Genomic DNA, 21,810 nt, shown 5'->3' on the forward strand with positions numbered 1-21,810 from the left:
CGGACGCGGGGTTAGGAGATTACCATGAAGCAGCCGGAAGGACTTACGAAAGCAGCACAATGGGTATTTGCGGTTGTCTGGCTGATCGTCTGTATGACAGCCTGTGCAAGGGTGCCTCAGGTTACGGGTGTGGAAGAGGAGTGGGATGGCGTCTGGATGGTGTTCGGCCCGTCACCCATCCGGAGCAGTCCGGCCAAAGAAGGTGATGTGCTGACCCTCCGTAACGATGTGTTTGCGGTGACCCTGTCCCGGGGAGAATCAGCCGGGAAAGGTGGGGCCGTTGGAGGTATTGCCGGTCTGGCTTTTATGGAAGGACCGGACAGTTTCGGTTTGAATCTGCTCACGGATCTGTCTTTCTGGGTAGAGGGAGAGCATAATCCCCTTGCGTTTGCATGTGAGGGCTTCGATGTGATCCGGGGCCGTGGTGGAGAGGCTGCAGTAGAAATGTCCTGTGTGGAGATGACCTGTGAGGGCAAAGGAAGTCTTGAGGTCCGGGTTCGTTACGCCCTGGAAAAGGGGGCTTCTGTCCTGAAGATTGAAAGTCGGCTTATCCATTCCGGTGAAGGAATCCGGAGAGGGCTTACGAGCGGGTTTACCATGAAAGGTCGTGGTGGTTTCATGTCGGGTCCCTTCGGTGTGCCGGAACCGGATGCGCCCGCAGAGGGTATCCCCGTGGGCCGAAAGGTGGAAGAACCTTTCGGAAATTTTGTTGTGAGCTATGGTGAGGACTATGCTGTCAGTCTTCTGGTGGATGAAGCGGAAAGCTACAGGGGCGGGCATGAAACTAAAAGTCTGTACCATCAATATGATCTGGCTCCGGCTGAAACCCGTGTATTCAGGGCAGAGCTTCAACTTGATGTGAGGGGCCAGACCTCCTCTTTTCTGGAGAGAGTGGTAACCCAAAAAGGTCTGTCTTCCGCCAGCATCAGGGGGGTGGTGAAGGTGGATGACGGAAGGCCTGTGGCTGATCCCGTACTCCTGGTGAAAAAGGAGTGCCGATTCACGGGCTTTCTGCAGGATTCCGCTTATCCCCCTTCCGGAGAGAGGCATGCGGGCATGCAGCCTTTTATCTGGCATGTGGGCAAGAAGGATGGCTCCTTTGCCTTTGTCCTTCCCGAAGGAGACTATCATATCGTGCCCATGGGCATGGGGTACAAAGCCGGGAAGGGCAAGAAGGTTTCCGTGAGGGGAGGCGAAGATCTTTTTCTTGCTTTCAGCGATACCCATGCCGTGGGGCGGGGAGGGCATGTGGAGCTCTATGTGACGGACAGACATACGGGTAATCCTGTGGATGCGGTGATTCTGGTGGATGGACCCGTTCCGCCGGTGAAATATCTCCGTCCCCGGACCCGGATGACGGATCTGGAGAGTATTGGCCGTGTATCCATGGCTCTCAAGGAGGGGGGTGCTTCTTTCAGGGTTTTGTCCGGGTATGGTTTTACCAGTCTTTCTGAAGAAGTGAGTACCTGGGTGGTGTCTGGAGAGAAGCAGTACCGTTCCGCTGCCATTGAAACCCATATGGCTCCGGAAGAGGAGGGCTGGTTCAGTGCGGATCTTTGCCACCGGATGGAAACCGGCAGGGGTGGGGTTTCCGCGGAGGATCTGGTCATGTCCCAACTGGGTGCCCGTCTGGACTTTGTGGTGGATAGTGGAAAAGGAGAAGGCCATACCGAGGTCCGGCAGTTTTCCGATGCAAGAATGGTGGGCCTGCTTTTTTGCCTTGCCGTGGATGCAGGCCGGAAGCCTGAGGACAGTACTGTGGAGGGGCCAGTACGGGAGATTGTTCCCGCAGATGCTGTTTTTCCCGATCGGGCTTTTGGCAGCCGGGGACTTTCTATGGTTCTGCCTGTTTGGAAGGATAATGGCAGCCACAGTCGGGAGGAAGAGGAGGGTAGCCCGTTCCATGCTAAGGCGGATCTTCTTGGTCTGGTGCCGGAGATGGGTTTTTCCAAAGCTGATGGCAGAGGGGCAAAAATTCTGGAAGATACCATGCACCTGTGGAACGGCTATACGGAAGAGAAAAACAGGGCCTATTATTTTGCAGGAGGATCCGGTTCTTCTGATCCGGCTCTGGTGGGTGAGATGCGAACCTATGCCCGGGTGGAGGGGGCTGTCTCACCTGCGGGTTTCATGGAGGCTCTTGGACGGGGGCGATCCTATGTTTCCACGGGGCCGCTTTTTTTTACGAGCCGAATTCATTTTGGCGATCTCTGCATTGTAAAGACCGGAGAGGATCTTGTGCTGGATCTTGATGCCTTTGCTGTAGGTGGACTGGCAAAGGTCGAAATGTATACCGAAGGCAAGGGCATGGGAGATCCTTTGGACAGGCGCATCTTGCATGGCAGTGTGCGGCGAGAAACCCTTTCCTTCACCGTGAAGCCGGATAAGAGTACCTGGTACAGCTTTATGGCCTGGGATATGATGGGCAGAGTGGCTATTTCCAACCCTGTGTGGGTCTGGGTGGATCCTTGAGAGGAGCTTTTATTCCGGTGTAAGAGTCTCTCCGAAAACCTTTTGATACGCAATATATTGTGTGGTGTTGAGCCGGTTGCAACTGGTTACGGGGTGTACTGCTGGCGGCTAAAAATAATTTTTGGATAAGCTCTTAAGCGGTAGGAAAAGCCGTTCTGGAAACCTCCCTTTCTGATGTCTACAGGTTGGCACGTTTTTGGGCTTTTCAAATAAATCTTATTTATAGCATTGAGTATGGGTCCACATCCATGAGCAGGCGGACACCGGAAACCCGGATATCCACAGCAGCCATGGCACTTTCATTGAGACAGGCAATATCCGTTCCCATGAGAAGAATCTGATGCCGGAACTGGCCCGCCATGCGGGCAATGGGGGCCTCTGCCGGTCCCAGAATTCTTACCTTCCCTGATGAAGCGGATTTTGCCGCCTCCGCCGCCATCCGGGCGGTTTCCTGAACCCTTTCCTCTTTTTCACCAGAAATGCGAATCTGAATCATCCGGGAGAAGGGTGGATATCCCAGCATTCGGCGGGTGGTGATTTCCTCCTTGAAAAAGGCTTCACTGTCCTGGGAGCAGGCCGTTCGAATACTGTAATGATCCGGGTTGTAGGTCTGAAGAATCACCCTGCCGGAAAGCTCACCCCGCCCGGCCCGGCCCGCCACCTGGGCAAGCGTCTGGAAGTTACGTTCCCCAGCCCGGAAATCGGGAAAACTTAAGCCAAGATCCGCATTGAGAATACCTACAACGGTGATGCCGGGAAAATCGTGTCCTTTGGCCACCATCTGGGTTCCCACCAGAATGTCTACTTCACGGTTGCGAATCTGACGCAGCATGCGGATGAGCTGACCTTTTTTACCGGTGGTATCCTGATCCATGCGGAGAATACGGGCATCAGGGAAAAGATAGTGGGCTGCTGCCTCCACTTTTTCCGTACCCATCCCCAGAACCCGGACCTCCGGTGCCCGGCATGACGGGCAGAGAGGGCCGGATGCCATGGAAAATCCGCAGAAATGGCATAGAAAGGCATTGGCCTTTCTATGCAGGGTGAGGGAGATGTCGCAGTGGCGACACCGGACAATTTCACCGCAGGCACCGCATACGGGAAAACCCGCATACCCCCTTCGGTTTAAAAACAAGAGAACCTGTTCTCCCTTTTCAAGGGCTGTTTTCATGGCACCGTACAGCGGGCGGGAGATGTAGCGTTCCACGCCGGAAGCCTGTTTCATTTCCCTCAGATCCACGAGACTGACTTCCGGCAGGGGGCGCTGGTTGACTCTCCTTGTGAGCTTGAGCAGGGAAAATCTGCCGTTTCGGGCATTTTCAAAGCTCTGAACCGAAGGGGTGGCTGACCCCAGTACAACGGTACAGTTTTCAAGCTGTGCCCTGAGGATGGACATATCCCGCCCGTTGTAACGCAGGCCCGTATCCTGTTTGTAGGAAGGGTCATGTTCCTCATCCACTATGATGATTCCGGGTTTCAGCACGGGAGCAAAAATTGCCGATCGTGCTCCGATCACAAGAGGCAGTTCTCCGGAAAGAATTTTTTCCCACTGATCCAGTCTTTCTCCCTTGGAAAGTCCGCTGTGCAGGACGGCTACCTTTTCTCCGAACCGGGCACGAAAACGACCGGCAATCTGGGAGATGAGGGCAATTTCCGGTACCAGAACAATGGCTGTTTTTCCCCTTTCAAGGCAGGCTTCCACCAGATGCAGATAGACTTCTGTTTTACCCGATCCCGTAACCCCATGGAGGAGAAACCGGTGAAAGCCCCTGTTCATGTGGTCAAGGATGGTCTGAACAGCACTTTTCTGTTCGTCATTCAGCCGGGGAGGGCTGTCCTGCTCCACCGTGTCACCCAGAGGATCTCTGAAAATACGAACCTCTCCTTCAGCGATAAGTCCCTTTTCCCTCAGCCAGCGTAAGGAAGCCGTTGGGCTGGGCATAACCTGTTGTATCCGGCCTGTATCCGCAGGGCCGTTTTCTTTCAGCCATTCCCAGAGAGAAAGGCGGGCAGGGCTGGTGGAGAGGGGGGGCTGCATGCCGTCTGTCACCGCGTAGGTTTTACGGGTTCTGGGGCTGGCTTTTTTGGGGGAAAAAATGCGTTCAATGGCTACCAACCCCTCTTCAAGGAGCTGTGTTACCTGTTTTTTTTCCATTCCCTGTAGTTTCTGCAGTGGGATGGGTTTTCGGGCCAGCTTATCCAGAAAGCAGTTGAATGGGTGTTCCGGTCCGGCATGTTGCCCTTTGTCTGTCAGTACAACCATACTGCGGTCGGAAAGGTTGAGGCCTGAGGGGAGGGCCGTGGCCAGAGTTTCTCCCAGAGGATGGTGGTAGTAGGCGGCCATGCGCTGGTAAAATGGCAGATGCTCCGGTGGTACGAGGGGAGAGGTGTCCAGAACATCGAGAATATCCACAATGCGGATACCGTCTGGGGGGGAAGCCGTTATCCGGAGAACATAGCCTGTCACGGTCCGCTTTCCTAGAGGGACCAGCACCCGGATTCCCGGTGTTACAGAGGTCCGCAGCTTGTCCGGAACGCCATAGGTAAAAGGGGTCATGAGGGGAGCATCCACAGCTACGCTGATTAGAAGGGCCTGGGAGGGCATGGAAGTGTCCATAAAAAAGAAATCCTGTGGATAAATTTGTATATGTAGCACCTTGTGTCGGGACAGACAAGGCGCATGCTTTGGACTTGACCGATGGGAGACCTTCCTTTAATGTAGTGCGGATTCACTGCTTTAAAAAGCAATAAAATTCAATTATTTCAGTAGTGAATGCCCTGTGTGTCTTTTCCTGAAATTGTTATTTCCGGAAGAGATATGGCCGGAGGAGGCGCGGGGTGGATGGGAGGCTTTGCGCTCTGACCGGCTCTGACGGATCCGTCGTAAGACCTCTGATCCGGAACCGTTTCCTGCTTATGATCACTCTTCCCCACAAGGAGGTTTTGTATGGCTGTTCATGTGGCGGATCATCCGCTGATTCGGCATAAACTGGGACTGTTGCGCGATAAGGACCTGGCAACCAAGAATTTTCGGGCCATTGCCAATGAGGTGGCAAGACTTTTAACCTATGAGGCCACCAAAGACTTTGAAACGGAATCCGTGACCGTGGAAGGCTGGGCCGGTCCCGTTGACGTGGAGCAGATCAAGGGGAAAAAAATTACCGTGGTTCCCATTCTTCGTGCGGGTCTGGGTATGATGGATGGTGTGCTGGACATGATTCCGTCTGCCAAGGTCAGTGTGGTGGGTCTGTACCGTAATGAAGAGACTCTGGAGCCTGTGCGTTACTATGTGAAGCTGGCCTCGGACATGGATAAGCGTATGGCTCTGATACTGGATCCCATGCTGGCCACAGGTGGTACCCTGATTGAAACCATTCATCTTTTAAAGGAAGCCGGTTGTACACAGATACGGGGAATTTTCCTTGTGGCAGCACCGGAGGGGCTTCTTCGTCTTGAAAAAGTTCACCCGGATGTGGACGTCTATGTGGCTGCCGTGGATGAGCGGTTGAATGAAAAAGGATATATTCTCCCGGGCCTGGGAGATGCGGGTGATAAAATTTTCGGCACCCGATAATTTACCATAAGGAGTCTCTATGCAGGATCAGCATGACCCCACGGCCTACCGTTTCCGTGGAAAAGACGCCCTTCTCGGAGGGCAGATGCTTTTTGTGGCCTTTGGTGCCCTTGTGCTGGTGCCGCTTCTAACGGGCCTGGATCCCAATGTGGCCCTTTTTACGGCGGGTGCCGGTACCCTGATCTTTCAGCTGGTGACCCGGGGTAAAGTTCCGGTTTTTCTGGCATCTTCCTTTGCCTTTATTGCCCCGATCTCCATCGGTGTGGCTCAGTGGGGGATTGCAGCCACCATGGGTGGCCTTGTGGCTGCGGGCGGTGTGTATGTTCTTTTCAGTTTTCTCATTCGCTGGCAGGGTGTTGCCATTGTCCACCGTGTTCTGCCTCCTGTGGTGACAGGGCCTGTGATCATGGTTATTGGTCTGATTCTCGCTCCCATAGCCGTTACTATGGCCACAGGGCTTGCCAACCCCGATGATGTGGTTCCAAGGGGAACAGCGCTTAGCGTTTCCATGGCTGCCCTTGGCACCACTGTTCTGGTTTCTCTTCTGGGTCGGGGTATGTTCCGGCTGATACCCATTGTGTGTGGTATTAGTGTGGGGTATGGGCTGGCCATGTTCCATGGGCTGGTGGATTTTACGCCCGTAAAGGAAGCCCCGTGGTTTGCCATCCCCTCCTTTACCGCTCCGGAATTTCATTTGGCGGCCATTCTTTTTATTATTCCCGTTGCCATTGCTCCGGCCATAGAGCATTTTGGCGATGTGCTGGCCATTGGTGCCATTACCGGTAAAGACTATCTGGAAGACCCGGGTATTGAAAACACCATGCTGGGAGACGGACTGGCCACAAGTTTTGCTTCTTTTCTTGGCGGACCTCCCAATACCACCTATTCGGAAGTAACCGGAGCCGTGGCTCTTACGGGGGTTAACAATGCGGGGGTAATGACCTGGGCGGCCATATCCGCCATTGTCCTTGCCTTTGTGGGTAAGCTGGGGGCTCTTCTGTCCACCATTCCTGCTGTGGTGATGGGTGGGATCATGCTGCTTCTTTTCGGTGCCATCATGGTGGTGGGCCTGAACAGTCTGGTGCGTTCGGGCATTGATCTGATGCAGAACCGCAACCTGGCCATTGTGGCACTGATCCTGGTTTTTGGTATCGGAGGGATGAGTTTTTCCGCAGGACAGTTTTCCCTTGAGGGCATCGGTCTTGCCGCTATTCTGGGAATTGTGCTGAACCTTTTTCTGCCCAGAGCAAGATAGGTGGGGTAAAAAAAGGGGGCAGGTATTATGTCCCCTTTTCTCTGTGCTGTTTTCAGGGAAGCAGAAGAAGGGGTGGGAAGGGCATGTTCCGGTGGTGCTGGCTGGCTCCACAGGAACATGCCTTTTTTATTTCCTGTCCATGATATCATGGTAACGGGTTTCCGGTAGTCCCGTATAAATCTGTCTGGGCCGACTGATACGCTGGGAAGGATCCTCCATGCTTTCTTTCCATTGGGCAATCCAGCCGGGGAGTCGTCCGATGGCGAACATAACCGGGAACATGTTGGTTGGAATGCGCATGGCCCTTAAAACAATGCCGGAATAAAAATCCACATTGGGATAGAGATTGTGATCCACGAAATAGGGATCTGTGAGGGCCACCTCTTCCAGTTTTTTGGCGATGTCCAGTAAAGGGTCTTCTTTTTTGAGTTTACCAAGGATCCGATCGCACATTTTTTTAATGATTTTTGCCCTGGGATCATAGGTTTTATAGACTCTGTGACCAAAACCCATGAGCCGGAAGGGATCCTTTCTGTCTTTGGCCCTGCGGATCACCTCGTCTATGGTGGCACCCTCTTTGTGGATTTTTTCCAGCATTTCGATAACGGCCTGATTGGCTCCGCCATGGAGAGGACCCCAGAGGGCGGATACACCTGCGGCAATGGAAGCATAGAGGGGTGCTTTGCTGGAACCCACAACCCGGACGGCGGAGGTAGAACAGTTCTGCTCATGGTCTGCATGGAGGATGAGGAAAACGTTGAGGGCTCTTACCAGATCTTCTTCCACAATGTAGGGATGGACCGGGCTGTCAAACATCATGTTAAGGAAATTGGCACAATAGGAGAGGTCGTGTCTGGGATAGACAACCTTTTCTCCTCTGGACAAGCGGTAGGACATGGCCGCCATGGTGCGAACCTTGGAAAGAAGATAAAGAAAGTGGGTGTTCATATCTTCCTCCGTCCCCATGTCCGGATAAAAGCTCCGTAAGGCCATGATCATGCCGGAAAGAATGCCCATGGGATGGGAGCCCTGAGGGAAGTTTTGAAAAAAAATCTGCATGCTTTCATGAACCATGGAAAAATCATTGAGAAGGACCCGGGTACGGTTAAGTTCTTCCGGTGAGGGGAGGTGGCCGTTGATAAGCAGATAGGCCGTTTCGATGAAAGTGGCGTTTTCCGCAAGATCTTCAATGGGAATACCCCTGTAGCGAAGAATGCCTTTTTCTCCGTCCATGAAGGTGATGGCGGAAGCACAGCTGGCCGTATTACCAAATCCGGGGTCATAAGTAGTATAACCGGTTTTATGGCGCAGTGAGCTGATGTCAAAGGCTTTTTCACCTTCGGTTCCCACAATGACAGGGAGCTTGTATTCCCTGCCTTCAATGATGAGCGTAACGGTTTCTGTCATATGGATTCCTTTAGATGCGGTTGTGCGCGCCGTTGTGTATGGCAAAGACCTGAAAAAGCCCTGGTTTTAAACTGGCTAATATACGTCCTCGGACATGCGGGGTCAAGAATGGCGAAGAGAGAAGGGAGGGGGACTCCTGTCGTTGTTTTTTTCACGGGGGGTTTTCAGAACCTCTATTTTATTCTATTATGTCGGAAACTTCCTGCGCCTGCAAAGATTATTTTTGAATTCTTTTCATGACATGGGAAAACCTGGTCTGAAATGGAGGCTCGTGGTGACATTCCGTGATGCACTTGTAAAAAAAATAGCCCTTGACGGGTTGGTTCAGCGCATTCGTTCTTCAATGACGGCTGAAACGGATCGGCCGGACAGGAAAAATCTGGCCATGCTTCTGGCAGAAAGTGCCTATGAACCCAGTACCACAAGGGATCTTGACGTGTATATCCGTGAGGAGGAAGGAGAGCTTCCTGATATCGTGGTGCTGGACAATGGTCTCGGCAGGTACCGGACTACGCTGGATGATGTGGCCTTACGTAAAAGCCCCACAGTTAAGGAGATGATCAGTTTCACCAATGCCAGAAAAATTTTGTCTGACAGTGATGTGCTGGTAAGTCGCCGGGAAAAAACCCTGGATTTTCTGCACCGGCACTGTATTGATCGGCTGAATCTCAACTGGACCCGAAAAGATATTGCCGCCATTGCCGATGAAGGATGGCAGGCTATGGAGACGAGGGACGCCAAGGGCGTGGAGACTGCCATGACTCTGTTTTCGGAGCTGCTGAGCTTCTCTTTGCTGCCTGATTCATGGCGTAAGCATGGGTGGTTTGCCTGCGGCAGGCAGGAAAAGGAAGGCGCGAAGATACGGGTGGAAAATCTGACGGCTTTCTGCCGATCCCATTTTCGGATTTTTCTGTGTAAAGGGCCACTGATCAGAGGAGATAAAACGTCTGAAGAAATGGTGGAATCCCTGTACCGGGGGGACCGGAAGGGGGATTATGAGGGCAGGGAGGTATGGACGGCTCTTCTGGAGGCTTTTTCGGATTACAGGCCCTGACGGAGGCGGTCTCAGGGCCAGCAGTTCCCCTTATGCAGGAATTGATGGGTTTCAAGGGTGATTTGTTGAGGTGTTGGTATTGTTGAAAAAAAATCAAAAAAGGAGGTATTCCCTAATGCGACAAAGTCTGATGCTGGCTCTACTGGCCTTTGCTCTGGCACTGCCTGTTTCTACTTTTGCACTGCCTCTCATCAATGCGGAAATTGCCGCAGGTGGCTGGATGCAGCGGCCTTCCGGTGACATGGGGGTGACACTGAGCGGTCTGGCCGGAACCCGGCTGGATCTTGAAAGGGACCTTGGCTATGACAATGAGTATCGCCCGGCGGGTCGTTTTAAAATTGATATGCCCCTTCTTATTCCCAATATTTCCGTAATGGCCACACCCATGAAGTTTGAGGGGGAGGGGAGCTTCCAGCAGACTTTTCATTTTGCAGGGAAAACCTTCGATGCGGGGCTGCCTTACAGTTCCGAATTGAAGATGGACCAGCTGGATGTGGCCCTGTATTATGGTGTTCCCTTTCTCGGTCTGGCTTCTCTGGGTACTCTCGGTGTTGATTTCGGTATCAACGTACGCCTGTACCAGCTGGAAGCTTCCATGACCCAGGGAGCAACCCATGGTAAGAAAAGTGTCAATGTCCCCATTCCCATGGCCTATCTTGCGGCCCGGTTTGAACCCATGGATGCCCTGGGGCTGGAGGCGGAGCTGCGGGGGCTTGCCATTGGTGACAACCAGATTGTTTCCGCCCTGGGGCGTGTCCGCTATAATGTGCTGGGTATTCCCATGCTGACCTCTCTTTTTGTGGCTGGGGGCTGGCGTCATGAACTGATTGATATCGATGAATCAGGCGTTCGGATTGATACCACCTTTTCCGGGCCTTTTCTGGAGCTTGGCCTGAAGTTTTAAGCGAAAGGTTTGTTTTCTGAACGGATGCGAACCTGGGGATGATGAAGCTTCCATGCATGTATTGCGGTTCTTCTGTCCGCTTAAAAGCGGGCGGCATTTTCTGTCGGAGAGGTCTGGCAGGTTTGGGCGTTCCCATGGAAACGGCGGTATGCCGCTTTTTTTCCACCCTTCGGGAAGGCCATGATGAAAGGGCGGGAGCAATCCCGCCTTTTTTGTCTGATTCAGTTCATGCCGGGAATGGTATAGGTTGAGCAGGAGCCTGCGGAACAGGTCCGCTCCTGTTTGCTGATGCCTCCTCCCTTGCCCGTTCCCCCGGATGGAGCCATGGCGTAACTGGTGGCACTCATGACCCGTTCAAAGTGCTGGGCACCACAGTGGGGACATTTGATTTCTTCCTCATCACTGGATTTGAGGGTAAGAATTTCAAAAAGATCCTCGCACTCAAGACATTTGAACTCATAAATAGGCATGATCATACTCCTTGCTGAAAAAATAAAAAAGGTAAGGGTTGCAGGTGATTTTGTCAAGTATGGGCTTCCTGAAGCAGCTCCCTGGCGTGGGCCAGTGTTGTTTCAGAAATGGCGGCCCCACCCAGCATACGGGCCAGTTCCCTGGGCCGTTCTTCCGGGGCGAGGAGGTGGATGGCCGTGCGTGTTCTCCCCTTTTCCACGGTTTTGGCTATGCGGAAATGGTGGTGTCCGAATTTGGCAATCTGGGGAAGGTGGGTGATACAGATAACCTGATGGGTAAGGGCCAGGGACTGCATTTTACGGCCTACGGCCTCGGCTACGGAGCCTCCGATTCCCGCATCGGCCTCATCAAAAATAATGGTACTTACGGCTTCATTGCGGGCCAGTATGGTTTTGAGGGCCAGTACCGTGCGGGAAAGTTCTCCCCCGGAGGCGACTTTGCTTAAGGGATTTTCCGTTTCGCCCACATTGGGGGCAATGCGAAACTGGGCGGTTTCTCTGCCGTTTTCTCCAAGAGAGGCCTGCTCGCCATCCTTTAGCCACGGGTTTCTGGATTCTTCCAGGGGAAGCAGGGCCACGCGGAAGCGGGTGCCGGTCATACAGAGATCGGAAAGTTCCTGTTCCACGGCCCGGGCCAGTTTTTCAGCGGATTCGGCCCGTTTTTCCGATAGTATTCGTCCCAGCCGTGCGGTTTCCCTGTGGTGGGCCTCAAGATGTCTGGTAAGAGCCTCCATCCTCTCTTCCATAGAACCCGTTTCTTTGTGTCGTTTTTCCAGCCCTTCTCTGTGGGCGAGTACGGCAGCCAGGCTGCCTCCGTATTTTTTCTTCAGCCGGGACAGAAGATGGAGGCGGGCTTCCACCTGATCCAGCATGGCAGGATCCATGTCCATTCCATCGAGGTACTGGCGCAGGTGACCGGCCAGATCTTCGCAACGAAGGGCAAGGCTTTCCGCATCGGATGCCGCATTGATGAGGGTCGCATCCAGGGATGCGGCCTTTTCGATTTCCCGGTGCAACACGCTGAGACGTCCGGCAATGGCCTCTTCCCCCTCGTAGAGCTGGTCCACCACAAGGCTCAGGGTCTGGGCCAGAGTATGGGCGTGACGCAGTCGTTTTCTCAGGGTTTCCAGCTCTGTATCCTCATGGTCCCGGGGGTCTGCATTTTGGATTTCGTTGATCTGGAAGGCGATAAAATCGGCTTCTTCTTCGGCCTTAAGGCTTTTTTGCCGCAACCCTTCCAGCTCTCTGAGGGTCCGGGTCAGGGCCGTAAAGCTTTGCTGATAGAGGTTTTTATCATGTTCAAGTCCTGCATAATGATCCAGCATGTCAAGGTGAAGATTTTCATCCAGCAGGCGCTGATGGGCATGCTGGCCGGCAATGCTGGCCAGTTGGTCCGTGAGTTCTCCCAGGAGCTGTGCGGTGGCCATGCGTCCATTGATGTAAATTCTGTGGGGGCCTGTGGCGGAGAGAACCCTGCGTATGTGCAGTCCCTCCTGGGGCGGTAGGTCGTTAGCTGCCATGGCAAGGGCGGCAGGGCTTTGGGCTGGAGGGAGGAAAAGAGCCTCTACTTCGGCGGCTTCATGGCCCTGACGAATCATACGACCATCGGCACGACTTCCCAGAAGCAGGTTGACGGCCTGTATGATGATGGATTTACCGGCACCGGTCTCGCCGCTCATCACGGTCATGCCGTTGGAAAACCGTATTGTCAGGTCATCGATGATGGCAAAATTGCGGATGGCAAGTTCGCTGAGCATAGGTTTTTCCTTTATACCGTGGAAGAAGGGTGAGGGGGAGTGTGTGAATGAAAATACTGCCAGAGTCTGAGAAGCTGGACAAAAAGCAGCGCCGTAATAATGCGGGGCACCCAGAGCCAGAAAGCCGGAAGGCCCAGTGGCAGAAAAAGGGCCGGGTCTTCCACCATGGAATGATTGATGGCAATGGAAACCTGCAGTTTTTCCAGGTCCGGTCCAGCAATGTCCGATCCCTTCACTTCTTCCATAATGACAGCGGCCCCGTAGCTGAGGCCGAAGAGGATGGCTGTCAGCCAGAGAATGGTGGTGGACCGGGGAATTCCCATGAGGATGGAGACCGGCCTCGTTATGCGTGCAAGGGCCGATGTGATACCCATGGCTTTGCAGATTTCAAGGCAGGGCATGAGTACGAGCAGGATGCCCAGTATCTGAGCACTGAGAACAAATGTCTGCCATGCCCATGCCATAAAGGCTTCGGTGAAGGGGGGGCGGGACAAGATGGCAGTGGAAGTTTCATTGGCCGTTGTCTCGGGAGGCAGCCATATGGCTACAGTCATCACCGTAAGGGTGGCGGCGAGTATGCGGATCAAGGTAATCAGCCAGCCATTTATGCCTGTGGCATGCTGGACGGCTCCTTCCTGTATGAGATTGTGAGCTATGAGAAGAAATATGGCAATGAGGGTAAGGGTATGGGTATCAAGGGGCAGGGTGACCATTACGGCAATGGCCCCGTAAATATTCGTGAGCATGCCGATGATGAGGGGCAGGGCGGCGGCTGGTGGCAGGCCCATGGGCTGCATCAGGGGGCGAAGGAGAATCTCGAGATGGGGCATGATACCGAGCTGTACCAGCATAAAGGTACCCAGCCCTACAGGGATAAGGATTTTCAGTATCCAGATCAGGGCTGAAAGGGCTTTGAGAATGCCGGATAAAATGACCGGAACCGGAGTCCGGAAAAAGGAGTTTCTTTGCATGGATTTCCTCATGTTGGCCTCGCAGTTTTCCTGCACCTGCCTTATTAACCTGCTTTGATAAAGGTTTCAATCCCCATGCGGACCCCGTTGATGGTGATGACTGCCAGAAGAATGGATATGCTTTTGGAAAAGATCGTACTACCTTTCTCTCTGTGCGGACAAAGTTTGCGGTACAGAGGTGAAAACGTGTGTGTGGCAGGGAAGTTTCGTTGAAACGGCTGCCATGAAGCCGATGGGGGCTGTCCCGGTGAGGACTCAGGGATGCCTGCGGTAACGAAGTGCCTTTTTGGGTGTGTGCCGCCAGTGGAGGGAACTGCCGATGGATTATATCCGGATGGGATGAAAAAGCGGGGAAGGCTCCTTCAGAATAAAGAGCCTTCCCCGCTGATTTCAGGTAAAGGGGTAACCTCATGGCTGGCAGGTATTCCGGCTGCCTGCTATGATTCAGATCCGGGCAACATTTTTAGCGGCAGCCCCCCGGTCATTCTGCTCTATTTCAAAGCCAACGCGTTCGCCTTCGGCCAAGGTTCGAAAACCCTGCATGTCGATGGAAGAATGGTGCACAAAAATATCGCCACCGGAGTCTTTTTCAATAAAACCATAACCTTTTTTGTCGCTGAACCATTTTACGGTACCTTCAGTCTTTTCCAAAACGCTTCCTCCTTTACGCACGATTGTGACAGAAAATACGGTAGTATATTGTCTGTCGCCTTTTTATCGGTTCGTCCCGGGACGTTCCGTTTTTTATAAATGCCGCATGGAAAGGAGGCCTGTGGCGTTCAGCTAGTATGGAAAAAAAGGTTCAAACGGAAGGCCATCAACTGCTCTGAAGAAAAAGAATCTTCCTGGGCATTGTATCCGCTTATATAAACAGGCTGCGGATGAAAAAGTTTTTTTGTGCAGGAACCAAAAAGAATAGGGACTCCTTGTTCAGATTCTTTGATACTTATGGCGAAATTAATATCATGCAATGCACCAGAAGTGCAAGTGCGGGTTCTCTTTTTTTTTAAATTTTTTTCATCACGGGTTCCGGGGCGCCGGTTATGGCTGCCCCGTTCTGATGGCAAAGATCAGGAAATGGAAAAAAAGGTAACTCTTTCTTCCATTTCCTTCCGTATGGTATCTCTGGCCTCCGGGCTTGTCCCTTCAAACCGCAGCACAAGGGCAGGTTGGGTGTTGGAAGCACGTACAAGGCCCCATCCCTCATCGAACAGTACCCTGGCTCCATCAATATCAATTACCTTGTGGGTTTTCTGATAATGGTCGGTGATGGCCCGTACGATGGCAAATTTTTTCTCATCGTCACAGTCAACGCGGATTTCAGGAGTGTTGAAGGTTTCGGGAACATCGGCCAGAAGTTGATTCAGACTTTTTTCCGTGGTGGAAAGAATTTCCAGCAGTCGGCAGGTGGCGTAAATCGCATCGTCGTACCCGAAGTAACGATCTGCGAAGAACATGTGGCCGCTCATTTCTCCGGCAAGAACGGCACCGCTTTCCTTCATTTTTTGCTTGATGAGGGAGTGTCCCGTACGCCACATGATGGGCTTACCGCCTCTGGCAGCAATGTCATCATACAGGGTTTGGGAGCATTTGACTTCCGATATAAAGGTGGCCCCTGGATGGCTTGCAAGAATTTCCCTTGAAAAGAGAATCATGAGCTGGTCTCCGTGGAAGATCCGTCCGTCAGGGCCCACTACACCGATACGGTCCGCATCTCCGTCATAGCCGATGCCCACATGCGCTCCCGTTTCCTTGACGGTACGGATGAGATCCTGGAGGTTGGCCGCAATGGTGGGGTCTGCCTCATGGTTGGGAAAGGTTCCGTCCATATCGCAGAAAAGGGGGATGACTTCGCATCCAAGGGCTTCGAGAAGGGGCAGGGCCACCACGCCTCCCGTGCCGTTGCCCGCATCCACAACCACCTTCATGGGTTTTTGGATGCGGATATCGTTTTGAATCCAGTCCAGATAGGCGGGTACAGGGTTCTGCACAGATATTTTACCAGCCTGTTCTGTTTCGGAAAAGCGTTTTTCCATGGCTATTTTCCGTATGACCTGCAGTTCTTCGCCAAAGAGGGAAGCACCCGCCATGGTGGTTTTAAAACCATTGTATTCCGGAGGATTATGGCTGGCCGTCACAATGATGCCCGCATCGGTTCCGAGGTGATGGGTGGCAAAATAGAGAACGGGTGTGGGGCAGATACCAATTTCGATTACATCCATGCCTGTGGAGAGCAGCCCTTGCATCAGGGCCTGCTGGTAGGCTTCCGAGGTGCTGCGGCAGTCCCGTCCAACGGCAATGGTCCGGCAGCCACTGGCCCTCATGTGGGTACCCATGGCTTTGCCGATAAGGGTTACATCGTCTGCATCAAAGTCTTTGCCTGCTATGCCTCTTATATCGTATTCCCTGAAAATTCCCGGGTTCATGCTGGCTCCTTTGTTTGGGGCAAGGGTGAAGTCAGGCGGTAAGGGCCTGAAACGTTGAGGTCTGGCTGGTGATGATAATGATTTTACTCCGAGATAGCAGCGTCCCGGCTGTCAGCTAACAGCTACGCACAGGTGTATCTGGTCGGAATTTTTCTGTTTTCCAGAAATAACCGTCTTGCGGATGACCTGTTCCCCTGATTCAGCCAGAGGGTTGAGCAGGACGGTGCCGCATTTCGGTTATGATATGCTTTTTTTCAAATATGCTTTTTTTTGCGTCTTTCGGGATGAAAAATCAAGTCTTTTCCGGTGGTGTCCTTTCCGGACCAGTGAGTTTTCCCGTATTCTCTATGGTGTAACCTCCGAGAGCCTTCAGGGATTCCCGGAAGGTTTTTGTGGAAAGAATCCGTATGACGGCCTGAATCTGGGGTGTCTGCATAAGTTCTGCAGGAAAAATCAGCTCATAGGTTTCCGGTGTCAGAGGTACAAAGTCAAGATCCAGAGCGCGGGCTGCGGCGGCAATGCCGAGACCCGCATCCGCAGACCCGCTGAGAACGGCCGCAGCCACAGCCATGTGGGTGGTTTCCTCATTGTCATATCCCTCAATGTCTCCGGGGAATATGGTATTTTTCTGCAGCTCATAATCCATCAGAATGCGGGTGCCGGAACCCGGCTGGCGATTAATGAAGCGCAGGCCCGGCCGTAGAAGGTCTGCCGTGCGGCGGATATTCATGGGGTTCCCTTTGCGGACAATGAACCCCTGTATTCTGACAGCCAGATGCAGCCGGTATACGGGGGTCTCGGGCAGAATACGGGCAATGGCATTTTTATTGTAACTGCCGTCACTGGGGTCGAGGAGGTGGGATCCCGCCATGTGGCAGCTCTGACTGCGGATGGCCAGCAGGCCCCCCATGCTTCCCACGTGGGCGGATGATAGGCGGATGCCCATGGGTTTGAGATGGTTGGCCAGCAGGTCAAGGGCATTGTCATGGCTGCCCACCACAAGAAGGGTATTGTGAATTTCCTCTATGGGTCGCAGCAGCTCGGCCGTGGTTTCCGCCCCTGTTGCCAGCCCTTCGCTGTTGGCAGGAATGCGGAGAATGGCGTCCGCTTCCGTAATGGATGTAATACAACCCGCACCACGGGGCAGGGGAGCGGCAATGGTGCGTCCGGCAATCTCTGCCAGTCTTATCCGGACAAACTCCTCCAGCCCGAGTCGGGAGGGAATGGCTCTGGATAGAAAAACCGTACATTTTTTTCTATGGATAACCGGACGGCCGAGCATGCTGCGTATCAGAGGGCGGACCAGCTCTTCAAAGGCAAGGATGGCGGAAACGGGGTAGCCTGGAATTCCGAACACCGGTTTACTGCAGACTTTCCCAAGGACGACGGGTTTGCCCGGCATCATGGTGATGCCATGGAAAAGCACGTTGCCGGTTTTTTCCAGTGCGGTGCGGGTGAAATCATGGGAACCCGCGGAGGAGCCGCCTACGGTGAGGATAATGTCCACATCTTCTCTCAGGGCAGCTTCTTCAAGCTGGCTGGCCAGCAGATCCACTTCATCCCGTATGGGTGGAGCCGCTGTCCAGCGACCCCCGCAGGATTCTGCCAGTCTTCCCAGTACATGGCTGTTGGATTCGATGACTTCTCCCGGTCTGAGAAGGGCCGGATCCCTTTCCGCCGATACCAGTTCGGAGCCTGTGGGAAGGATGAGAACTCCGGGCTGCATGAAGACGGGAACAGACCGTACTCCGCCGGAAAGCAGAGCTCCTATGCAGTAGGGCGTGATTTCATGGGTGGCTGGAAAGAGCATTTCCGTGGCCACGATGTCCTCTCCGATTTTGCGTACGTGCTGCCATGGAAAAACCGGCGCTTCCAGCCGCAGTCCCTTTTCCTCCTGAGTGACTTTTTCAATCATGACCACAGCATCGCTGTCTCCGGGCAGCACTTGTCCTGTGTTTACAGGAAAGGCATTTTCCATTTCCTTCAGAAAAACAGGATGGCTTTCCGATGCATGAAAGGTTTCTTTTGCCCTGATGGCATAACCGTCCATGGCAGCCACATGATGGGGAGGAGAGGAGGCCGCCGCCATAACGGCTTCGGCAAGGACTCTGCCCACAGCCTGAGAAGATGGAATCTCTTCCTTTTTGCTGGTGACAGAGCCAAATTCCCGGAGGGTGATTTCTCTGGCCTGCTCAAGGGGGATCATGGAGAGGTAAACATTGCGCTGGGACATACCGGCTCCTTGGTGCGTGGTTAGAGTGGATAGACAGTGACAGAGCTGTCTTGCAGAAGGCCTTCCGTATCCCTGGGAACACAGACAAGCCCTTGAGCTTCCACCAGCGTGCGGATCAGTCCGGCTTCTCCGAGCATGGGTACGGCCAGCGGAGGATTTTCTTCGTCCTGAATGGCAACCCGTACATAATCTGCCCTGCCCATCACGGAGGCAATATTGCGTGAAAGCCGGGCTGTAAAGGGTCTTTCTTCGGGTCGGATACCCTTTTCTCCTGTGATACGACGGATGAGGGGTTTGACCAGAACCTGAAAGATGATGGCTGCGGAAGCCGCATGCCCGGGCAGTCCGATCAGAGGCTTGTTTCCCGCTCTGGCTATGAGGGTGGGTTTACCGGGTCGGATGGCCAGGCCATGGGCCAGTATGGTGGTGTCGGGAAGAGCCGCAATGGCTCTGGGGGCAAAGTCAAGGGTGCCCACGGAAGATCCCCCGGAAACAAGAACGACGTCGGAGGCATCCAGTGCCTGCTGCAGTGCCTGTAGGAGTGTTGCTTCATCATCCTTTGCGATGGGGAGTTCAAGGGGGACAGCTCCCTGTTCGCTAACCATGGCCGCAAGGGTTCGGGTATTGATATCCCGTATTTCACCCGGATTGAGTCTGCTCTCGGGAGGGCGGACCTCATCGCCCGTAGAAAGGATGGCTATCACGGGTTTTTTAAAAACCCTGACCGCGGTGAAACCAGATCCTGCCAGAAATCCCAGGTCCTGGGGTCGCAGCCGTTTTCCCTGTGCAAGGAGCAGCTGCCCCGGACGGGCATCGTCTCCTTTACGGATGACGTGGGTACCCGGTGCAACGGATTTGTGAATTTCCGCAAGGCTGTCGTCAATGGGGGTGGTATCTTCAATCATGACTACGCTGTCTGCGCCCTGGGGAAGCATGGCTCCTGTGGCGATGGCCGCTGCCTGCCCCGGTCCTATGGAAAAGGGTGGGTGGTCGCCTGTTTTAATGCGTCCTACAAGGGTGAAGAGAGGGGAGGCACTTTCCGAGGCACCAAACGTATCTTTTGCGCGGAGGGCAAAGCCGTCCCGTGTGGAGCGGTCAAAGCCGGGAACATCTTCTCCGGCCACCGCACTTTCGGCAAGAATGCGATGCAGAGCTTCGGATACGGGCTGCTTCTCGGTCTCCATGGTAGGGAAGAGGGAGATAAGCCTCAGGGCTTCATCAAGGGAAATAACGGAAAAGAAGGCTGGTGTCATAGAATCTCCGGAAGCAGGGGACATCCGCAGCAGGGGGTATGCGGAGCGGGGCTGTAAGGGGTTTCCGTCGGGTACGTTTGCAAGAGACAGGGCAATCCCGGCTTCAGGTTTTCTTCTACAGTCGGCATAAAAAGTCAAGGGAGAGCCTTACGCCCAGCCCCATATTACCGGTAAAAAAGAAAGAAGGAGAAGGTTCGTTTGGATAGTCATGTGCGGTAATCATGGCTGAAGAGAGGGCTTTTGAACCATGAATCATCAGAATTAAAAAATGAGACTCCGGCAGTTTCAGGACTGCCGGAGTTGGTTCAGGAGGGGGACCGGACGAGGAGTCTCCGGTCTCTCAGGTGACGGGAGGAAAGAAGCGGATTGAGCAGGAGGTGCTGTGGGATAGCATTATAAAATGTGTAAAGGTCATGGTAATCAACGGCAACTGTTTCAGTGATACAGCTTTTTCTGAAGCCAGTCTTTAACTTCACCTTCCAGTGCATAGACTCCTCTGTTGTGGCCTATGGATTCAAGAAAGGTTTCTTTCAGTCCCGGAGGCAGGGGGATTCTGGCAAGTTCAACGGCTTCTTCCGAGTTTCTTCGTATGAGATAAATCACCGGTGTATCTTCCCAGGTATTGACCGTAAAATAAAAGGATTTATCGTGTTTGCCCCGTACGGAATAGCGCAGGCCTCCCGGCTTCCATATGCCACCCCACTCCAGATAGAGGTTTACGGCATCTTCGGGGGTGAGTTCCCAGTCTATTTCATTGAGAAGATGTAAATTGTTTTTCAGTTCTTCTATGGCCAGCATAAGCATTCCCTCCTTTCGGGGTGAGCTTGTTTCGTCTTCTGTCTGCGTTTAATCATAATGCATATTCAGTGCCAGAGCTTGAGGCGTCTCTGTTTTTATTGATTTTACAGGTTTTTGTCTTGAAATGCTTTTTGAGCTCCCGATTTATTGCCCATAAAAGTGTGCCGCGGACAACACTGTATCATATGGTATCTTGATACAGTGCTTTTTTCTTGTTATTTCAAAAGCAAACTCCTGATAAGAGCATTTATTCACTCTGCGCGTCACAGATGGTCGGTGAGAAAAAAACAGTGAGAAAAGGATGGCTTCCGCAGAGAAGAAGCCCCATCACCCTTGTGGCTGGTAAGAGACATTGCTGTGGCATGAATCATGAATAGGTGAAAAAACAAAAAGTACTGACTGGATGTTGCAAGTCGGCAGAGGCGTGTTACAGTATTCCAATACAGTCAGCCCCAGAGCGGCGCTTGGAGACCAATGGTGAAAGCCTGTAATGAAAACATAGAAAAAACCCTTGTACTGGCTGATCAGATGCTGGCCCTTGCGGATAAGGGAGATGAGGAACGCGAAGATGTCGGCTGTGGTGTACTCTATGGTATACTCAGAGACACGGGCTACAGGCTGAAGCAGCTTGCGGAAAAGGAAAAAGCATCCCATATGTTCAAGGGAAGCTGGCCGGACTGAGGGGATGGATACTTGTTTTTTATGGCATCACACAGTAAATAGTAATAACAACGGAATCGGAAAAGGAGTGTATGCATGGTTGCAAGGCTTGATGTTTACAGATGTGAGGTTTGTGGGAATGTGGTAGAAGTTATGCATGGCGGTAAGGGAGATCTTGTATGCTGCGGTCAGCTCATGGTGCATCTGACGGAGAATACGGTGGATGCGGCCAAGGAAAAACATGTACCGGTGATTGAGCGGATTCCGGGAGGTGTAAGGGTTGTGGTTGGCAGTGTTGAGCATCCCATGGTGGAGAAGCATTATATTGAATGGATTGAGGTTATCGCGGACAACCGGGTTTATCGTAAGGACCTTCAACCCGGCGAAAAGCCGGAGGCTGTTTTCATGATGGAAGCGGAAAGATTTGTCGTTCGTGAATACTGCAACCTCCATGGCGTATGGAAAGCTGACGGCTGAATGTTGCTTTTACGATGAATCATGCGTAACGGTTTCATGGCTGCATCCGTTTTACTGAAATCGCGGACAATCTCTTTAAAAAAAGAAAGGATCCCTGCT

At 53.0% G+C, this 21,810-nt stretch carries 17 protein-coding genes; 7 read left to right on the forward strand and 10 right to left on the reverse strand.

Translation table 11 applies throughout. The features are described 5' to 3' along the window. The first annotated feature begins 24 nt into the window (after positions 1-24). Positions 25-2,472, forward strand: coding sequence for a CehA/McbA family metallohydrolase domain-containing protein (locus OOT00_RS04035; protein ID WP_265424009.1), 2,448 nt, complete (start codon positions 25-27; stop codon positions 2,470-2,472). Between the two features lie 220 nt (positions 2,473-2,692). Here OOT00_RS04035 and priA read toward each other — a convergent pair whose 3' ends face one another. Next, the gene (gene priA, locus OOT00_RS04040) at positions 2,693-5,089 is read right to left on the reverse strand and encodes a replication restart helicase PriA (protein ID WP_265424010.1); all 2,397 of its coding nucleotides are present in this window, start codon (positions 5,087-5,089) and stop codon (positions 2,693-2,695) included. 330 nt (positions 5,090-5,419) lie between these two features. On the opposite strand from priA, the gene upp reads away from it, so the two are divergent. Together upp and OOT00_RS04050 are read left to right on the forward strand one after the other, a co-directional pair. After that, entirely contained in the window at positions 5,420-6,046 is a 627-nt protein-coding gene (upp, locus tag OOT00_RS04045; protein WP_265424011.1) for a uracil phosphoribosyltransferase, read from the forward strand. A gap of 19 nt (positions 6,047-6,065) precedes the next feature. Next, positions 6,066-7,301: a uracil-xanthine permease family protein gene (locus OOT00_RS04050; protein WP_265424012.1), complete on the forward strand. Its 1,236-nt coding sequence runs from the start codon at positions 6,066-6,068 to the stop codon at positions 7,299-7,301. A 126-nt stretch (positions 7,302-7,427) separates the two neighbouring features. Here the strand turns inward: OOT00_RS04050 and OOT00_RS04055 are convergent, their stop codons facing one another. Then, a complete protein-coding gene (locus tag OOT00_RS04055) occupies positions 7,428-8,708 on the reverse strand; it encodes a citrate synthase (protein WP_265424013.1) in 1,281 nt (426 codons plus the stop codon). 274 nt (positions 8,709-8,982) lie between these two features. On the opposite strand from OOT00_RS04055, the gene OOT00_RS04060 reads away from it, so the two are divergent. After that, on the forward strand, positions 8,983-9,762 hold the full coding sequence (locus OOT00_RS04060) for a hypothetical protein (RefSeq protein WP_265424014.1): 780 nt from the start codon (positions 8,983-8,985) through the stop codon (positions 9,760-9,762). Positions 9,763-9,877: 115 nt separating this feature from the next. Continuing rightward, on the forward strand, positions 9,878-10,666 hold the full coding sequence (locus tag OOT00_RS04065) for a TIGR04219 family outer membrane beta-barrel protein (protein WP_265424015.1): 789 nt from the start codon (positions 9,878-9,880) through the stop codon (positions 10,664-10,666). Between the two features lie 221 nt (positions 10,667-10,887). Here OOT00_RS04065 and OOT00_RS04070 read toward each other — a convergent pair whose 3' ends face one another. From OOT00_RS04070 to OOT00_RS04105, 8 genes are all read right to left on the reverse strand, one after another. Next, entirely contained in the window at positions 10,888-11,136 is a 249-nt protein-coding gene (locus OOT00_RS04070) for an FmdB family zinc ribbon protein (RefSeq protein ID WP_265424016.1), read from the reverse strand. A gap of 53 nt (positions 11,137-11,189) precedes the next feature. After that, the gene (gene recN / locus OOT00_RS04075; protein ID WP_265424017.1) at positions 11,190-12,893 is read right to left on the reverse strand and encodes a DNA repair protein RecN; all 1,704 of its coding nucleotides are present in this window, start codon (positions 12,891-12,893) and stop codon (positions 11,190-11,192) included. 11 nt (positions 12,894-12,904) lie between these two features. Further along, entirely contained in the window at positions 12,905-13,864 is a 960-nt protein-coding gene (locus OOT00_RS04080) for a nucleoside recognition domain-containing protein (protein ID WP_265424018.1), read from the reverse strand. Between the two features lie 444 nt (positions 13,865-14,308). After that, entirely contained in the window at positions 14,309-14,515 is a 207-nt protein-coding gene (locus OOT00_RS04085) for a cold-shock protein (protein ID WP_265424019.1), read from the reverse strand. A 419-nt stretch (positions 14,516-14,934) separates the two neighbouring features. After that, entirely contained in the window at positions 14,935-16,290 is a 1,356-nt protein-coding gene (locus OOT00_RS04090) for a phosphomannomutase/phosphoglucomutase (protein WP_265424020.1), read from the reverse strand. A 292-nt stretch (positions 16,291-16,582) separates the two neighbouring features. Continuing rightward, on the reverse strand, positions 16,583-18,523 hold the full coding sequence (locus OOT00_RS04095; RefSeq protein WP_265424021.1) for a molybdopterin biosynthesis protein: 1,941 nt from the start codon (positions 18,521-18,523) through the stop codon (positions 16,583-16,585). 20 nt (positions 18,524-18,543) lie between these two features. Next, positions 18,544-19,776 carry a molybdopterin molybdotransferase MoeA gene (locus OOT00_RS04100; protein ID WP_265424022.1) on the reverse strand — a complete coding sequence of 411 codons (1,233 nt, stop codon included), beginning with the start codon at positions 19,774-19,776 and terminating at the stop codon, positions 18,544-18,546. A gap of 435 nt (positions 19,777-20,211) precedes the next feature. Further along, positions 20,212-20,574, reverse strand: a complete 363-nt coding sequence (locus tag OOT00_RS04105; protein WP_265424023.1) for a DVU0772 family protein — start codon at positions 20,572-20,574, stop codon at positions 20,212-20,214. A 474-nt stretch (positions 20,575-21,048) separates the two neighbouring features. Between OOT00_RS04105 and OOT00_RS04110 the strand changes: the two genes are divergently transcribed. Further along, positions 21,049-21,255: a hypothetical protein gene (locus OOT00_RS04110; RefSeq protein ID WP_265424024.1), complete on the forward strand. Its 207-nt coding sequence runs from the start codon at positions 21,049-21,051 to the stop codon at positions 21,253-21,255. Positions 21,256-21,330: 75 nt separating this feature from the next. Then, positions 21,331-21,711 carry a desulfoferrodoxin gene (locus OOT00_RS04115; RefSeq protein ID WP_265424025.1) on the forward strand — a complete coding sequence of 127 codons (381 nt, stop codon included), beginning with the start codon at positions 21,331-21,333 and terminating at the stop codon, positions 21,709-21,711. The last annotated feature ends 99 nt before the right edge of the window (positions 21,712-21,810 follow it).

It is taken from the genome of Desulfobotulus pelophilus, from assembly GCF_026155325.1.
GTDB lineage: Bacteria > Desulfobacterota > Desulfobacteria > Desulfobacterales > ASO4-4 > Desulfobotulus > Desulfobotulus pelophilus.

Bases quoted from the DNA above. Each gene is read 5' to 3' on its own strand.
- OOT00_RS04035 (WP_265424009.1), top strand. From the start codon at position 25: ATGAAGCAGCCGGAAGGACTTACGAAAGCAGCACAATGGGTATTTGCG.
- priA (WP_265424010.1), bottom strand. From the start codon at position 5,089: ATGGACACTTCCATGCCCTCCCAGGCCCTTCTAATCAGCGTAGCTGTG.
- upp (WP_265424011.1), top strand. From the start codon at position 5,420: ATGGCTGTTCATGTGGCGGATCATCCGCTGATTCGGCATAAACTGGGA.
- OOT00_RS04050 (WP_265424012.1), top strand. From the start codon at position 6,066: ATGCAGGATCAGCATGACCCCACGGCCTACCGTTTCCGTGGAAAAGAC.
- OOT00_RS04055 (WP_265424013.1), bottom strand. From the start codon at position 8,708: ATGACAGAAACCGTTACGCTCATCATTGAAGGCAGGGAATACAAGCTC.
- OOT00_RS04065 (WP_265424015.1), top strand. From the start codon at position 9,878: ATGCGACAAAGTCTGATGCTGGCTCTACTGGCCTTTGCTCTGGCACTG.
- OOT00_RS04070 (WP_265424016.1), bottom strand. From the start codon at position 11,136: ATGCCTATTTATGAGTTCAAATGTCTTGAGTGCGAGGATCTTTTTGAA.
- recN (WP_265424017.1), bottom strand. From the start codon at position 12,893: ATGCTCAGCGAACTTGCCATCCGCAATTTTGCCATCATCGATGACCTG.
- OOT00_RS04080 (WP_265424018.1), bottom strand. From the start codon at position 13,864: ATGCAAAGAAACTCCTTTTTCCGGACTCCGGTTCCGGTCATTTTATCC.
- OOT00_RS04090 (WP_265424020.1), bottom strand. From the start codon at position 16,290: ATGAACCCGGGAATTTTCAGGGAATACGATATAAGAGGCATAGCAGGC.
- OOT00_RS04095 (WP_265424021.1), bottom strand. From the start codon at position 18,523: ATGTCCCAGCGCAATGTTTACCTCTCCATGATCCCCCTTGAGCAGGCC.
- OOT00_RS04100 (WP_265424022.1), bottom strand. From the start codon at position 19,776: ATGACACCAGCCTTCTTTTCCGTTATTTCCCTTGATGAAGCCCTGAGG.
- OOT00_RS04105 (WP_265424023.1), bottom strand. From the start codon at position 20,574: ATGCTGGCCATAGAAGAACTGAAAAACAATTTACATCTTCTCAATGAA.
- OOT00_RS04110 (WP_265424024.1), top strand. From the start codon at position 21,049: ATGGTGAAAGCCTGTAATGAAAACATAGAAAAAACCCTTGTACTGGCT.
- OOT00_RS04115 (WP_265424025.1), top strand. From the start codon at position 21,331: ATGGTTGCAAGGCTTGATGTTTACAGATGTGAGGTTTGTGGGAATGTG.